Annotated in this window: 14 protein-coding genes; 1 reads left to right on the top strand and 13 read right to left on the bottom strand. The window is 45.0% G+C overall.

Features of this window, described 5'->3' with window-relative positions; translation table 11 throughout:
• Positions 1–4: 4 nt before the first annotated feature.
• From AZI87_RS06470 to rpsB, 9 genes are all read right to left on the bottom strand, one after another.
• A complete protein-coding gene (locus tag AZI87_RS06470) occupies positions 5–976 on the bottom strand; it encodes a P-loop NTPase (RefSeq protein WP_063205573.1) in 972 nt (323 codons plus the stop codon).
• A gap of 10 nt (positions 977–986) precedes the next feature.
• Positions 987–1,691 (bottom strand): tRNA (adenosine(37)-N6)-threonylcarbamoyltransferase complex dimerization subunit type 1 TsaB, encoded by a 705-nt coding sequence (tsaB, locus tag AZI87_RS06465; RefSeq protein ID WP_063205571.1) that lies wholly within the window; start codon positions 1,689–1,691, stop codon positions 987–989.
• On the bottom strand, positions 1,688–3,361 hold the full coding sequence (gene rseP, locus AZI87_RS06460; protein ID WP_063205569.1) for an RIP metalloprotease RseP: 1,674 nt from the start codon (positions 3,359–3,361) through the stop codon (positions 1,688–1,690). The genes tsaB and rseP overlap by 4 nt, the downstream gene beginning before the upstream one ends.
• A 75-nt stretch (positions 3,362–3,436) precedes the next feature.
• On the bottom strand, positions 3,437–4,270 hold the full coding sequence (locus tag AZI87_RS06455) for a phosphatidate cytidylyltransferase (RefSeq protein ID WP_063205567.1): 834 nt from the start codon (positions 4,268–4,270) through the stop codon (positions 3,437–3,439).
• Positions 4,242–4,973, bottom strand: coding sequence for an isoprenyl transferase (locus AZI87_RS06450; protein ID WP_063205565.1), 732 nt, complete (start codon positions 4,971–4,973; stop codon positions 4,242–4,244). The genes AZI87_RS06455 and AZI87_RS06450 overlap by 29 nt, the downstream gene beginning before the upstream one ends.
• A 21-nt stretch (positions 4,974–4,994) precedes the next feature.
• Entirely contained in the window at positions 4,995–5,555 is a 561-nt protein-coding gene (gene frr, locus AZI87_RS06445) for a ribosome recycling factor (protein WP_063205563.1), read from the bottom strand.
• A gap of 29 nt (positions 5,556–5,584) precedes the next feature.
• Positions 5,585–6,298 (bottom strand): UMP kinase, encoded by a 714-nt coding sequence (gene pyrH / locus AZI87_RS06440; RefSeq protein ID WP_063205561.1) that lies wholly within the window; start codon positions 6,296–6,298, stop codon positions 5,585–5,587.
• Position 6,299: 1 nt separating this feature from the next.
• Positions 6,300–7,226 (bottom strand): translation elongation factor Ts, encoded by a 927-nt coding sequence (gene tsf, locus AZI87_RS06435; RefSeq protein ID WP_063205559.1) that lies wholly within the window; start codon positions 7,224–7,226, stop codon positions 6,300–6,302.
• A gap of 134 nt (positions 7,227–7,360) precedes the next feature.
• Positions 7,361–8,293 (bottom strand): 30S ribosomal protein S2, encoded by a 933-nt coding sequence (rpsB, locus tag AZI87_RS06430; RefSeq protein WP_063205557.1) that lies wholly within the window; start codon positions 8,291–8,293, stop codon positions 7,361–7,363.
• 298 nt (positions 8,294–8,591) lie between these two features.
• On the opposite strand from rpsB, the gene AZI87_RS06425 reads away from it, so the two are divergent.
• A complete protein-coding gene (locus AZI87_RS06425) occupies positions 8,592–9,929 on the top strand; it encodes a sensor histidine kinase (protein ID WP_253696520.1) in 1,338 nt (445 codons plus the stop codon).
• A 123-nt stretch (positions 9,930–10,052) separates the two neighbouring features.
• On the opposite strand, the gene AZI87_RS06420 is transcribed toward AZI87_RS06425, so the two are convergent.
• The 4 genes from AZI87_RS06420 to AZI87_RS06405 are packed head-to-tail and all read right to left on the bottom strand — an operon-like array spanning position 10,053 to position 14,998.
• On the bottom strand, positions 10,053–11,177 hold the full coding sequence (locus AZI87_RS06420) for an NAD(P)-binding protein (protein WP_063205555.1): 1,125 nt from the start codon (positions 11,175–11,177) through the stop codon (positions 10,053–10,055).
• Positions 11,178–11,232: 55 nt separating this feature from the next.
• Positions 11,233–12,069 (bottom strand): CFI-box-CTERM domain-containing protein, encoded by an 837-nt coding sequence (locus AZI87_RS06415; RefSeq protein WP_063205554.1) that lies wholly within the window; start codon positions 12,067–12,069, stop codon positions 11,233–11,235.
• Between the two features lie 44 nt (positions 12,070–12,113).
• Positions 12,114–14,153, bottom strand: coding sequence for a replication restart helicase PriA (gene priA / locus AZI87_RS06410; RefSeq protein ID WP_063205553.1), 2,040 nt, complete (start codon positions 14,151–14,153; stop codon positions 12,114–12,116).
• Positions 14,150–14,998, bottom strand: a complete 849-nt coding sequence (locus AZI87_RS06405) for a hypothetical protein (RefSeq protein WP_063205552.1) — start codon at positions 14,996–14,998, stop codon at positions 14,150–14,152. The genes priA and AZI87_RS06405 overlap by 4 nt, the downstream gene beginning before the upstream one ends.
• Between the last annotated feature and the right edge of the window lie 4 nt (positions 14,999–15,002).

Raw genomic sequence — 15,002 nt, 5'->3', positions numbered from 1 at the left:
GCTATTATACTACGGCGCGAAGCTCCTCGGGATCAATAAGTTGTTTGCAGGTCGTTAAAAATTGTCCCGCTAAAGCAGTGAAAGGCTGAGCTACCAAGACATGTTCACGTGAACGAATCGACTGCCACACAGCGTTGTCGAAATCGATCGCACCCGTAAAATCAATACCTAAGTCGTAGTATTTATTGCAGACACTCTTAATCGAATGACCTAAATCGGCGTTGGATTGGCTGCGAGCGGAGTTCACAATCAAGCGAACTGGGGTCGATGAAAGAGCTTCAAAGAAGTCATACTGAAATCCCGTTTGCTCTTTCAAGTAAGATCTAAACGAAAAAGGTTTTTCCAAAGTTCTTTGGCGGTGATTTCTTAAAGTTGAAATCATATTGCCGTAAGCATCCGGAGTCGAATTCTGGCGCAAAGAATGGCAAACGAAAGCTTCGATAAAGCGATATGTCTTTTCGATGCTTGTCGGTTCAGGAGTCGTAATCAGAAATTTTTCGTCAGCAGCTTTGAAAAGTTCTAGGTGCGCTTCTAAAGCGCCGGCACCCATGTCAACGATCACATAGTCAGCACGTAGCTTCTTAAGCTCTGGCAAAAGACTTTGAACTTGAGTGTAAGAAAAATCAGTCGGAGTCCAAGAATCCCAAAAACCTTGAACATAAGAAAGATGTGGGAATGGCGTTGGGATCACTAGCTCTTGAAGAGTTTTAACTCCCTCAAAAAAGTGGCGAACATTCATGTGTGAAGGTGGAAGTCCTAAAGAGGTGTGAATATTGGCGCCACTCAGATCAAGATCTACGATGACAACCGAGTGACCTAGTTTTGAAAGAGTGATTCCCAAACTGGAAGAAACAAAGGTTTTACCTACGCCACCTTTACCAGAAGCAACAACCCATAATTTGGTGTCTGTGTTTTCACTCGAAGTTTTTTGAAACTCCAACGATTCCAAATAGGCCTTATGAAGATCTCTTTCCATGATGCATCCTCTACTTAAGCGGCGAGATTAAAATTCCTTTTTTTGTCTCTTCGGCTTCGGAGGCACGGATATAAAGGGGAACAAAAGATTTCCAGTCCAAGGTTCGGCCCGATAAAGCCCGGCGTTCCGCCATCAGCCCGAGTGTTGACGCCAAAGCGTGATCGGGAAGTTGCGGATCGCGAGAAAACTTTTTCATTAATTCTTCAGGGAAGTATTCGCTATAGGCTTCCCAACCGTCACCAACAACCAAACAATCTGAGTGGATGTGGTTTTTAAGTTCACGGACGGGAACTGCGTCTGGACCTTTGATATAAATCGGCTCAGCACCCGTGATATCGAAAAGACCCATGTACACCATGTTCTTATAAGCGTTGATAATGGAAAGAGCCGGTTTACTTTTGTCTTTCACCTGAGCCGCTAACAGCATCAAGGTGTCGATAGTGACCATGGGTTTATTAAAGCTATAGGCAAAAGTTTTTCCGGCATTGGCGGCGACCCGAATTCCGGTGAAGCTGCCAGGCCCCCGGCCCACCGCAAAGACGTCGATATCTTCAAGTTTTAAGTGGGCTTTTTTTAAACAATGATCAACAAAAGGACTGATGTTTTCGCTATGGGTTTTCTGGCGCAAGGAAGATTCCTCTGCAACCACTTGTCCATCGATGACAACAGCAACTCCGCCAAGCAGAGTGCTGGTTTCCATAGCTAATACTTTCATAGACCGAGAATACGAGTGAAGTCGTTAAATAGAGCAAAAATCATGAGGCTCATCAGTAACGCAAGACCCACTTGTTGAGCAAGCTCCATCTTACGCATGCTCAGCGGCGCACCTTTCACAACTTCGATGGCATAGAACACCAAGTGTCCACCATCCAAAACTGGAATTGGCAACAAGTTCAGGATGAAAAGATTGACGGAAATAATCGCCATCATTTGCAAGAACTGAGTCAAACCAATCTTGAACGTTTCGCTAGCGGCCTGACCGATAGAAATCACACCACCGATATTTTTAGGAGAAATCTTCGCTTGGAACAAACGAACGAAACTCATCACGGTCATTACTGACACGTCCCAAGTTTTTTCCACGCCACGCACGAAGGCTTGTCCCAGATTTTCGGAACGAACCACCATCAACTCGGGAGCTGCGATATTCGCTATCGGCGCAATACCGATCGTATAACGCTTTTCTTCAGTGCCTGTTGGCAGCATTTGAGTCGTCATCTTAGGAGTGATGTTTAAATTTAAATTCTGACCATCACGCAAAACTGTCAACGCTACCGGGTTTTTGCCATCAAAAGATTTGATGTTGTTGATGACATCTTCCCACTTTTTCAGCGTCACATTATTGATAGAGACCAAACGGTCCATCGCATGAAGACCTGCTGCTTTCGCCGGAGAATTGTCCATCACTTTGCTCAAATAAAGTTCAGAGCTTTCAAACCCCAGGCTTGCCATTGAATAAGTTTTAATAGATTCCGTCGGAGCCAAAGTCACCGTGATTGGCTTTGCTTCCTTATCGCCTTCGCGCATTCCAAGAACTTCTAACGTCAACGCTTCCTTGGAATTCTGTTTCGCCAAAGTGTCTTCAAGCTGACGCCAGTAAGCGACTTTTTGGCCATTGATGGCGGTGATTGAATCGCCGGTTTGAACTCCTAAAGCAGCTAGTGGAGAACCTTGAAGCACCCCAATAGTTGTTCCCGCAGAGTAAGGACTTAAACCATCAACATTTGCGACATATTCATAGGAACTTAGAACATTTGGATTTGGTTCTGCTTTTGCGTCTGTTGCAATTTTAGCTGTCTCGCCAGAACCTTCGCGTTGAACGACAACGTCGATATGAAGATTGTGGTTTTCTTTTAAGCTCAAAGCACGTTGCAAATCTTCCCAAGTGTTCACTTGAGCTTCATTGATAGACACGATTTTATCACCAGAACGGAAACCTGCCGCATAGGCAGGAGTATTCTGAGCTACGTCACCAACAACCGGCGTCTTAGCGTCTTCACCAATCAAAGCGACTGCAAAGAAAATCAATACCGCAAAGAAGAAGTTCATCAAAGGACCCGCGATAACGACCGCGATTCTTTGCCACACATTTTTGTGCGTGAACGAATGTTTCTTATCTTCCTCAGAAATATTATCGCCCGGCTGCTCGCCAAACATTTTCACGTAACCGCCTAATGGGATCAGTGAAAGCGCATAAGTCGTGTCGCCTTTTTTATATTTCAAAAGCTTTTTGCCAAATCCCAAACTGAAAACTTCAACACGAACGCCACACCAACGAGCGACAAGGAAGTGTCCAAGCTCATGCACGAAAATCAAAATTCCGAGCAAAATAACAAAGGGGATGATTGCTGATAAACCTGATTGAAGATAAGAAAAGATATTCATTCGAATATTCTAGAGTTTCGATGAGTCGCGAGCTAGGAAATAAAAATGTTAATGCTCGGGGGCTCGACCTTCCGATTACGACAAAAGATGAGACAAAATCAAAATTCCCGCAAGAACAACAGGACTTGCGAATAGGACGCCATCAATACGATCGAGGACACCGCCGTGACCCGGCATAATTTTCCCGGAGTCCTTAACATCAGCGACTCGTTTTAAGAGAGATTCAAAGAAATCCCCAAACTGTCCCACGAATCCAGAAAGACCTGCAAGTATCAAAAAGAGACCCAAGGGCTGTTCTGAAAAGAGAAATTGCCAGCAAATATATCCCGCAATCATCGAGCCGATGATGCCACCCACAGAACCTTGCCAGGTTTTTTTCGGTGAAACCGACGGCATGACTTTATGTTTTCCGATCAAGACACCAAAAACGTAAGCCATTGTGTCGCCAGCAAAAACAACCGCTAACAAATAAACAAACCAAGAAATGCCGTGCGCCTGATCTAAAATACGGAACGCGAACGCTGGCAAAAGTCCCATGTAGAAGAATCCCAAAGCGGCTTTGGCTTGAGCATCGGCCATGTAACTCAGATTACCTTCTTTGTGCGCTGACAAAAGAACGGCAATAATCATAAGGATCAATGCAATTGAATAAATAATTCCACCGGTGCTTAAAGAAGTTAAAGTCGCACCGAAAATCGCAAGCGTCAGAAAATAAAAAAGGCCTTTTAATAGAATTGATTTTTCGTTCTTAAAAAGAATCGTGATCAATTCCCAAGTGCCCACAGCAACCACGAACGCGATCGCGATTTTCAGTCCTTGAACATTTAAAGTAATATAAAGGCCGATAATCAGTGCGAGGGCCACTGCAGCCGAGACAGCTCTAGTTTGAAAGCTTTTCCACGTTGTCATTCGCTGTAACCTTGCCAAAGCGGCGTTGTCTCATCGAAAAAGCGTTCAACGCTTCCTCTAAATGGGACTCAGTGAAGTTGGGCCATAACACATCAGTAAAATAAAACTCTGAATAGGCCGCTTGCCACAACAAGAAATTTGACAGTCTTTGTTCGCCACTTGTGCGAATGATCAAATCCGGATCCGGAGTAGGATACGTGCTTAACGCTGAATTGATAACCGACTCATCAATGTCTTCAGGGTTGATTTCACCGGCCGCCACACGTGCAGCAATATCGCGAACGGCTTCTGTGATCTCTTGTCGAGAACCATAGCTCAAAGCAAAGACCAGGTTAAGACCTGTGCATTGAGCTGTAGCTTCGATGGATTTACCAATAGCTTCCGCAACATCTGCCGGAATGCGGGACATGTCACCGATGACAGAGAAGCGAATGTTTTCTTTAACCAGGTTTTCAGTTTCGCGCTTAAGATAACGACGAAGAATTTGCATCAGCAAACTGACTTCGGCCTGAGGGCGAAACCAGTTTTCCGTGCTGAATGCATACAACGTGAGGTTCTTGATTCCGCGTCGCGAACAATCGGTGATGATTTTTTTCGCGACACGAGTTCCTTTGATATGTCCGAACGTGCGAGGACGACGTTTGAGCTGAGCCCAACGACCGTTGCCATCCATAATAATAGCTATGTGCTTCGGTAGAGTCATCGCAACCAATTCAAAGCTTAATTAGATAGTCAAAATGGACTTTTCTTTTTCATCAGCAACTTGGTCTACTTTTTTGATGAAATCGTCAGTCACTTTTTGAACGTCTGCTTCGGCTTTTTTGCCTTCGTCTTCGCTGATAGCTTTATCTTTCTGAAGTTTTTTAACTTCGTCATTGGCATCACGACGAGCCATACGAACAGCCACGCGTGCTTCTTCAGCGATTTTCTTAACTTGTTTTGCGAGGTCTTTACGACGTTCTTCAGTCAAATCTGGAACTTTCAAGCGGATCACTTTACCGTCGTTCATTGGGGCCATGCCCAATTCAGACTTGATGATAGCTTGTTCGATATCTTTAAGAATTGAAACTTCCCAAGGAGCGATCAGGAATGACTTTGCATCCGGAGTAGAGATAGATGCCACTTGAGAAAGAGGAGATGGAGTGCCGTAGTAGTTTACGCGGATATTATCAAGCATAGATACTTGAGCACGACCCGTACGGATTTTTTTAAGCTCTTCGCCTAAAGCCGCCAAAGTCTTTTCCATTTTTGCTTGAGCATTCTTTTTTACATCTGCGACTGACATGTTGTCTCCTTTTTTGCTCTATCGTGGTTCTAGTGAACCAATGTGCCGATATTTTCGCCCTGAACAGCTTTAAGGATGTTTCCTGGCTGAGTAAGGTCGAAAGTGATGATTGGAAGTTTGTTGTCCATACACATGCTGATCGCTGTAGAGTCCATCACCTGCAAGCCGCGGTTTAGAACGTCAATGTAGCTGATCTTATCGAATTTTTTTGCATCCGTATGTTTTGCAGGATCTTTATCGTAGATTCCGTCGACCTTTGTCGCTTTCATGATGACCTGTGCATTGATCTCCATGGCGCGAAGAGAAGCGGCCGTGTCTGTCGTGAAGAATGGATTTCCTGTTCCTGCACCGAAAATCACAATACGATCTTTTTCTAAATGGCGGATGGCTCTGCGACGGATATAAGGTTCTGCGATTTCAGCCATTTCAATAGCCGTTTGTACGCGAGTAGGGACGCCTTCTTTTTCAAGAGCGTCTTGAAGGGCCAAAGCATTGATACAAGTCGCAAGCATACCCATGTAGTCAGCACTTGCGCGATCCATGCCTTCAGCAGAAGCGGCAACACCACGATAGATGTTACCGCCACCGATGACGATACCCATTTGAACGCCTGCTTTATAAGCCTCTGCTACGTCTTGCGCGATTTGTTTAATCGTCGCTGTATTGATACCAGTCCCTTGCTTGCCCGCAAGAGCTTCACCACTTAACTTTAGCAAAATGCGTTTATAGACAGGCTCTTTCAAATTAGTGTCCTTTCATTTGAGCTGCAACTTCAGCTGCGAAGTCATTAGACTTCTTCTCGATACCAGCACCCAATTCATAACGTACGAAACGTTTGATTGTAACGTCAGCGCCGATCTCTTTACCAACAGTTTTCGCCAAATCAGACACTTTCATGTCCGGATTTTTAACGAAAGCTTGGTCCATCAAGCAGTTTTCAGCCAAGAATTTACGGATTTGACCTTCAACGATCTTCTCGATCATTTCTGGTTTTTTTCCTGATTCAAGGTTTTTAGCAGTCAAAATTTCTTTTTCTTTAGAAACAACATCCGCAGGGATTTGATCTGAAGAAATAGCCATTGGGTTCATAGCAGCAATGTGCAATGAAACGTCTTGAGCGAAAGTTTTCAAAGCTGGGTTCGCTACAGCTTCTGGTTTAGAAGCAGCAACTTCGATCAATACGCCGATTTTACCTTCACCGTGGATATAAGTGTGAACCAAAGTGTTAGCAGAAGCAGTGTACTTCTCTGAACGGCGAAGAACGATTTTTTCACCGATAGTAGCAGTAGCTTCAGTGAAAAGGTCTGCCATTTTTTTAGAAGGATCTTTAGTGAATGCTTGTTCCAAAACGTCGCCAGTAGCCGTCGTTTTAACCAAGTGTTCAGCAACGTCAGCAACTAGAGCTTTGAAGCCATCGTTACGTGCAACGAAGTCAGTTTCAGAGTTGATTTCAACAACCACGCCCGTGTTACCAACAACTTGCGCGAATACTGTACCTTCAGCAGCAATACGGTCAGCTTTCTTTGCAGCAGCGCCAAGACCTTTTACGCGCAACCATTCAACAGCAGCATTGAAATCGCCAGAAGTCGCCTCAAGCGCCTTTTTGCAATCCATCATACCTGCGTTTGTTTTTTCTCTTAGCTCTTTAACAAGAGTAGCGGAAATAGACATTAGGAAGTCTCCTTACAATAGATTTTAAAAACGAATTCGATCAGACACGAAGAAACCGCCGTTGCGGAAAAGCGAGGGCGGCTACTTATGAAAAAGGTGGCTAGGCCACCTTTTTCATTTCAATTACAGAGGAATTACTCCGCTGAATCGTCTTCTTTGTTCTCAAGCTCAGCTTGGATTTCAACTTCTTCTGCTGTACCAGCAGCAACAAGTTTACGACCTTTAGTTGCTTTAACAACTGCAGGACCTGCTGATTTCTTAGGAGCATCTTTCGCGCCACCACGAGGGCCTGCGCCACGACGCTTAGGAGCTTCTTCTTTACCTTCAGAAGCTTCTTTAGCAACGTCAGATTGTTTGTCTGTCATTGTGCGAAGTTTTTGTTCCCAAGTTTTAGCACCTTCAAGGTAAGCTTCAGCAACTAGGTTTGCGAACAATTTGATAGAACGGATCGCATCGTCGTTACCTGGGATCGCGTATTCAACAGACTCTGGATCAGAGTTTGTATCAGCGATAGCAACAACTGGGATGCCCAAGCGTTTAGCTTCAGCAACAGCAATGTGTTCTTTGGGAAGGTCTACTACGAACATAGCAGATGGCATTTCCTTCATTTCACGGATACCAGACAAGAACTCAGTCAAACGAAGGTATTCTTTTTCAAGCTTCGCGCGCTCTTTCTTAGTCAAGTAGTTGAATTCGCCTTTTTCTTTCATTGTGTCGATTTTGCGAAGACGATCGATAGAAGATTTGATCGTTTCGAAATTCGTCATCATACCACCCAACCAACGCTTAGTTACGTAGTACTGACCGCATTTTTGAGCCGCTTCTTGGATAGGCTCAATAGCTTGCTTTTTCGTTCCAACGAAGATCAAACGACCACCGTTAGCAGCAACTTCTTTTACGAAATCAGCAGCTTTGTTAGCGCGTACAACAGTCTTTTGAAGGTCAATGATATGAATGCCTCCGCGAGCTGTGTAAACATAAGGTTTCATTTTTGGGTTCCAACGCTGAGTTTGATGTCCGAAGTGGACGCCAGCGTCTAACATTTCTTTCATGGTCACTTGTGCCATGGTAGTACTTCCTTTCTGGTTAATCGTCCCCGCAGGTAGAGCCAGCTTTTTTTGATTCGCCGGAAGACCCCCTTTTTCAGTACTTGGGGGACCAGTTAGTGCCTACGAGTGCTTATTGTTTGGAGTTTGGGGATATCACAGGGTGGCATAGCACGCAAGTAGTCTTTCGTGGACTCCCCCTTTGATACATCAGGATTACATTAGAAACCTCGCGTATTGAGAAATGTTTAGACGCGACGGATTGACTCCGATAAATAGTCTAACCAATCCCAATATTTATGAACGTAAGCGAGAGGGAATGACAGTACAGGACGACCCAAGACTCCATCATGAGGTGGAGAAGATCTTTAAAAATCAGGCCAATGACATCTGCGTTCGGGTAGATCGCGGTTTTGCATATCTTATGTTATTTCAATGGGTTGGCTGCGTGTTGCTGGGGGCTTTTGTTACTCCATCGACTTGGTTGGGGCAGATGAGCGGCTCCAAAGAAAACGCCTTGATCGGCCTTATTTTTGGGGCCCTTTTTGCGATTCCTCCCATTTATGCGGCATGGATGTTCCCGGGCGAAAAAGTCACTCGCTGTCTGGTGGCTCTTGGGCAGATGCTGTTTTCGACCCTGATCATCTATCTTACCGGTGGCAGAATCGAATCGCATTTCCATATCTTCGTCTCGTTAGCAGCGTTGGCATTTTATATGGATATTTCCGTTCTATGGGTGGGGGCCTCGATCGTTATTATTGACCACCTTCTGCGCGGTTTTTTCATTCCGATGTCCATTTATGGAGTTAATGCGGATGTTGAGTGGCGATGGGTTGAACACACCGCTTGGGTTATCTTTGAAAACTTCGTACTTATTTTAGGAATTCAACGCCACCGTGTCGAGCTGCGGGAAGTGGCTAGCTCTAAAGTACAAATGATGCATGCGCGGGAAGAGGCTTTGCGCCTGGCTTCGGTGAAATCCAGCTTCTTAAGCAATGTCAGTCATGAAATTCGTACGCCTCTAAATAGTATCATGGGATTTTCAGATATCCTTCGTGATACAAAACTCGATGAAGAACAGCAAGAGTACGTGAACACCATTCATCGTTGTTCTGATTCTCTACTGCATCTTGTGAATGACATTTTGGATGTTTCAAAGATCGAAAATGGACTTCTTCAGGTGGACAGTCATCCGTTTGATATTAAAGAGCTTCACAATGACATTCAAAAAATGTTTTCGATCAAATGTCAGGAAAAAGGTCTTTCGCTAGAGCTGCACATGGATGAGGGTATTCCGGCACGAGCTAAAGGCGATTCGCATCGTCTGCGCCAAGTGTTGATGAATCTGGTCGGAAATGCAGTGAAGTTTACAGAAAAAGGCAAAGTGCGCATTGAAGTGAAAAAAGATTCTATTGCGAACACTTATTCGTGGCACATCATTGATACGGGTCGTGGCATTAAGCGCGAAAATATTAAAAAACTTTTCCGCAGTTTTTATCAGGAAGATCCTTCCATCGCGCGCCAATATGGCGGCACAGGCTTAGGCCTAATGATCTCAAAGAACTTGGTAGAGATTATGGGTGGACAGATCTCTGTCACTAGCAACTTCGGTGAAGGAACTACGTTCTCTTTTTCACTTCCATTAGAAGAGATTTAATTTTTAAGTAAAAGTGCAAGAAAATATCCGAGGAACTGGTGCTGCTAGCGTGGCAGCGAAAATTATTGGCAATTTAGAAGAAGACAGAGAAAGAAAAAGGGTGCTTGGCGCACCCTTTTATTTTTAGATTGTAGCTTCCGCCCCTGGAGCTTCTTCTGAAGCTTCGACTTTAAATCCTAAAGACGCAATGATCATTTCAGCTTGTAGCAAAGAGCCTACAAGGTTCTTTTGTTCATTCACAGTTGATGAAGCAATCCAAAGATTTTCAAGTTCTGGAATTGTCATATTCGCGCTCAATTTAATATCGCCGTTGCCAGCGATGATTGGAGCAACAAAAATTCTTTCCAGTTTCAAGTTGTCCAAAGCTTCAGGGTAAGCGCGTTTGATTTGGCGTTTGATTTTTTTCAAAGCCATGCCAACGACCTCTGAATCTTCAGTCACTTCTTGCTCAATGAAAGTCATCCATTGAGAAGTTTGAAGAGGACCATTTTCAGTTTCCACTGCCGGAAGGAAGCGCCCCGCACAAGGACCGATTTCGTCTTGAGTCGTTCCATTCAAGATGTGCATAGCTGTCGAGTCTGTCACCGGTTTCGCGTGGCAGATATCTAAGCACAAAGCCGTCCAGTAAGTATTTTTAGAAAGCTTTGAACGTGCGCGGATAGAAATAGCGTCATCAGGAAGAAGAATCGCTAAATCCTTCACAGTGCCCGCAAAAATAAAGTTGTGAGCATGCAATGTTTTAGAACCATTGATAGTTACGTGAGTTACTTTCTCACCTTCTTGGTGAAACTTAGTCACGTAAGAGCGCTGCATGAACTCGCCTTGGAATTTTTCAAACAAAGCTTGGGTCCACTCGTAGGGCTCCATCGCCAAATCCAAGCGCTTGCTAGAAGTGAAGTAAGCAAGTTCTTCATAGAACGCTGGTGGAGTGTCACCAAAACCCAAGAAAGTTTTGAAGCCACCAGATTCATAGGTGATAGGAGCTTCTTCAGAAACTGTGTCGACAACTTTTGTATTCAGAAGATTTTCTAAAAAGCGCAAAGCTTTTTCGGAAAGCACAGAATCAGGAACAAAACGAAGGCCGTTGTTCATAGGGCCTGTAGGAAAGTTGACTTTCTTGTTCACTCCGAACGGAACATCGGCGCCTTCGATAAGGGCGATGTTTTTAGTTTCACGGCTAAGAGCCGCTGCGATACTGAGACCAGTTAAACCGCTACCAATAATTGCATAGTCGTAGATATGAGCCATGCAAATACATTCCCTTAAAACGTAGCTGCTTTGCAAGCATCAAAGCGTGAGAAACTTAGCTAACGCATTTAATCAAAAGACGGAGAAGTGCTCTGACTGCGGGTTTCATGCGTGGTTGCTTATCGAGTAAGCAAGCAATGTGAGGCGAAAACTTATAGTAAATGGCAATAAATTTACGCCCCCATGCTGACCGACGAAGAGTGAAGTCACGGAAAGCGCGTAAGCTCATCACCTCGGGTGCCTGAGGGTTTTCGAAGGCGGCCGTCGCGATGAAACAGCGAGGACGTTCTTTGTCGGACATCTTCAAAAACTGTTTCACGATATGCGGGTTGCGTGCGGTTTTTTGAAAAGACTCTGCCTTACGAATAATGTCCGGATAAATAGGCGTGAATTGAATAAACATCGCCAGTTGTTTTGCGGCATTCATCATGCGATCCGCGTATTTTTCGTGAGTATCATAAATACGCATCAAGTCCCAGTACACAGAGGCCACTACGGTCAATTCTGTCGTACGAGCACTGTCCTTGAAAGCTTCTGGCTTAAGACGTTCGCCTTTTTTAATATCGAAAACGATGTCGAGAATTTTTAAGTACTTTTCATACGACATCGCGGCTTCGGAATAAAGCTTTTGAGTCATGCACAGGCGCGCTTTTTTGATTAGCATCACGCGACTTTTCCAAAGCTGCAGACGATGTTGTTCTTTGGCGCGCTCTTGCGCCATAAGAACACCACCACTGCTTGAAGCGACTGTGCGGCGTAAATCGGAAATACATCCCGCGCAGACTTGTGGAGGTAAATTAGATTCACCAATAGATTGCAACTTCGTGATGAGGTCAGCATCTACGGGATGAAGTTCAGTAACTTGTATTCCACAGCGGGGACATTGGATCATGAATCAAGGTTTCCTTAACTTCCCATTTTAGGAAAGTAAGGGAATTAAAGCAAACTCATTGGGTCGATATCGATCAAAATTTTTATACCCGACGGAATCCACTCTTGATCACCCAGAAGTTGTCTTGAAAAGGGATTGGCAGCTGCAACCTGAGTCGTCTTTATGAGGAGATGAAATCGGAATTGTCCTCTTAACTTCGAAAGTGGAGCCTCTGCAGGGCCTAAAATCTCAATGGAGTTGTACTGAGGAAACTGAGCTTTCAAAGCATGCGCTCGTCTCGCTAAAAGTCCGGCTGTGTCTTCGACTTTTCCTAAGTGCGTCCCTTGAATTCTGAAACTCACCAAACGTCCAACAGGTGGATAGCTAAGCTGGCCACGAATTTCGAGTTCATGTTTGGCGAAGCCCTCAAAGTCGTGATTTCGGGCGAAAGTGATGCTGTCGTGTTCTGCATTGAATGTTTGAATGATGACCATTCCCGGAGCTTCGCCCTCCTGAACGTGGCGACCAGCGCGACCACTCATTTGCGTAATCAACTGAAAACTTCTTTCCGTCGCACGAAAATCGGGAAGATTAAATCCCACATCAGCTAAGACAAGTCCCACGAGTTTCAGCTTTGGGAAGTCTAAGCCTTTGGCAATCATTTGCGTTCCGACTAAAATGTCGATCTCGCCACTTTCCATTTTTTGAACTAAATCTTCCAGGTCCGCGCGGCTTTGAATTTCGTCTCGGTCCGCGCGAGCGATCGTTTTGCCCGGGAATAGACGAGCTAGATCCGTCTCAACAAGTTCGGTGCCCAGGCCGATAGCTTCCAGTTGTCCTTCTTTGCAGTCAGGACATTTGGTTTTAAAATTTTCGTGATAGTCACAATAGTGACAGATCAAATGAGAATGCGCATGCAATGTCAGTGAAATATCACAGTTGGGGCATTCCCGTGTGTGACCACAAGCCGGGCAGACCACCATTTGCGCAATTCCCCGACGATTGAGGAAAAGAGCAGCTTGATCGCCGCGATCTAAAACTTCATGCATTCGGTCATAAAGTTTTGGGCTGAGCCAGAAGGGAAGGTGCGAATACTTTTCGACGATTTTTTTCTGTTCTTCGCTGTCGTCTTTTTGCTTACGAAGATCAATGACTTCGATTTCTGGGAGGGCACGATTAGCAACGCGATGACGGAGAGTGTGCAGATGGTATTTTCCATCCACTGCGTTTTTCCAAGTCTCCAGACTCGGTGTTGCGGAACCGAGTACGACCGGGCAATTCATCATTTTGCCCATCATCACCGCAGCATCACGGCCATTGTATTTTAATTTTTCATCTTGTTTAAAGCTGGGCTCATGCTCTTCGTCAACAATGATAAGTCCCAAGTCCTCAATCGGACAGAACAGGGCCGACCGAGCGCCAATCAGAATGGATTTTCTGCCTTCAACAATATCCCACCATTGATTCGTACGTTCACGATCCGTCAGTTGAGAGTGAAGTGCGGCAATCTTATCGCCAAAGCGTCGGGCAAAACGTTGAATCAATTGTGGCGTTAACGAAATCTCGGGTACCAGTACAAGACCGCGCTTTCCTTCGCTGAGTACTTTTTCAAGCAAGCGCAAGTAGACTTCCGTTTTACCCGAGCCTGTTACACCGAATAAAAGGTGCGTGGAAAAATTATGATGTTGTGAAATGCTTTCGAAGCAAGCGCTTTGCTCTTCCGTTAAGTTTAAATTGGTATCACTTTCCAACTTTGGAATAACGGGCGGTCGCTTTGATTGACGCTGTTTATCTGTTTTCTTCAGCGGAGGAAAAGCAGACTGCGCGACTTGTCCAATGGGATGGATATAGTACTGCGCAAGCCACTCGAGCCACTTCATGAAGGATTCAGGAAGGGGAGAGTACTCTTCGTCAATCGAGTCTATACTTTTGATTTCAAAGTCAGGAACTTTATCCGTCGGACCTAGAACAAGGCCTTTAACTTTGCGGCGACCAAGAGGAACATTTACTAGCTGGCCGCGTTTTAAAGGATGTGCAAAGCTGTACGTCAAAGCCTCTGGGAGAGGAGCGTCGACGGCCACTCTCCACAGTTGGACATCACTCATCTAAACCTCGTGTAGAACTCCGTAACGACATCTTTTGCAGGAAGACCGCTAATGCCGTCCCACTTCAGGTTTGAATCTAATGAGGAAGGTTGAAAAAGGCTGACCGCCGTTTGTGGGCGAGCCGAAGCGCTGATCAAACGAATTGTTACAGTGTTGTTGCCCCAACGGATGGTGCGAGAACGAGGATAAGATAGATTTTTTGCAAATTGATTATAGTTATCCGCACTCATCTCAACCTGACTAGGTAGGCGCAGCTTACGAACCACGAACTGGTCCTGCTCGATCCACAAACCTGGATAGTTGATTTCTTTTTCTACGGGAGTAGGAATTCCCAAAGCATAGTTCACGACACCGCCGGTGCGAGAGTAGCGAACCCAAGTTTCGGGCTCGTATTTGATCTCTGCACCTGTGCGAGGCAAGGCCTTTTTGTTGTAAGCCGTTGTCGGAATGATTTTGAAATGCGCCAAAGTGTTTGCGAAAATCTCGGCGTTGCGGAAATTTAAATACTTTTCAAGAAAATCATCCGGGGCTTTTTCGCTTTTGCGATTATTGCCTGTCATGCTCCATTTTTGACCGCCATTATAAAGGAACTGAAGTCGGAAGTTGTTCTGAAGGTCTTTTCCACCAGTCACCGTCAGGCGCATCGTACGGTCGCTATCAATCAGCCAGGTTTCTTTAACGGACAAAGTATCGTCACCATTTGAGAATTGAACTTCTTGCTCGATGGCGTAAATGCCTGACCCCGCGTTTTCCACAGTTTTTTGCAAAATAGTGCGGGTAGGGGGGATGTACGCCCAAGCTTGAGCTGAAACTACAACGGACAATAAAAGGATGAACTTCTTCATGTCT

Source organism: Bdellovibrio bacteriovorus (assembly GCF_001592745.1).
Lineage (GTDB): Bacteria > Bdellovibrionota > Bdellovibrionia > Bdellovibrionales > Bdellovibrionaceae > Bdellovibrio > Bdellovibrio bacteriovorus_B.
The sequence above is the reverse complement of the archived record's forward strand: the minus strand, read 5'-3'. Positions and strand labels throughout refer to the sequence as shown.

Excerpts from the sequence above, each read along its gene's own strand:
- AZI87_RS06470 (WP_063205573.1), bottom strand. The coding sequence starts at position 976 with ATGGAAAGAGATCTTCATAAGGCCTATTTGGAATCGTTGGAGTTTCAA.
- tsaB (WP_063205571.1), bottom strand. The coding sequence starts at position 1,691 with ATGAAAGTATTAGCTATGGAAACCAGCACTCTGCTTGGCGGAGTTGCT.
- rseP (WP_063205569.1), bottom strand. The coding sequence starts at position 3,361 with ATGAATATCTTTTCTTATCTTCAATCAGGTTTATCAGCAATCATCCCC.
- AZI87_RS06455 (WP_063205567.1), bottom strand. The coding sequence starts at position 4,270 with ATGACAACGTGGAAAAGCTTTCAAACTAGAGCTGTCTCGGCTGCAGTG.
- AZI87_RS06450 (WP_063205565.1), bottom strand. The coding sequence starts at position 4,973 with ATGACTCTACCGAAGCACATAGCTATTATTATGGATGGCAACGGTCGT.
- frr (WP_063205563.1), bottom strand. The coding sequence starts at position 5,555 with ATGTCAGTCGCAGATGTAAAAAAGAATGCTCAAGCAAAAATGGAAAAG.
- tsf (WP_063205559.1), bottom strand. The coding sequence starts at position 7,226 with ATGTCTATTTCCGCTACTCTTGTTAAAGAGCTAAGAGAAAAAACAAAC.
- rpsB (WP_063205557.1), bottom strand. The coding sequence starts at position 8,293 with ATGGCACAAGTGACCATGAAAGAAATGTTAGACGCTGGCGTCCACTTC.
- AZI87_RS06425 (WP_253696520.1), top strand. The coding sequence starts at position 8,592 with ATGACAGTACAGGACGACCCAAGACTCCATCATGAGGTGGAGAAGATC.
- AZI87_RS06420 (WP_063205555.1), bottom strand. The coding sequence starts at position 11,177 with ATGGCTCATATCTACGACTATGCAATTATTGGTAGCGGTTTAACTGGT.
- AZI87_RS06415 (WP_063205554.1), bottom strand. The coding sequence starts at position 12,069 with ATGATCCAATGTCCCCGCTGTGGAATACAAGTTACTGAACTTCATCCC.
- priA (WP_063205553.1), bottom strand. The coding sequence starts at position 14,153 with ATGAGTGATGTCCAACTGTGGAGAGTGGCCGTCGACGCTCCTCTCCCA.
- AZI87_RS06405 (WP_063205552.1), bottom strand. The coding sequence starts at position 14,998 with ATGAAGAAGTTCATCCTTTTATTGTCCGTTGTAGTTTCAGCTCAAGCT.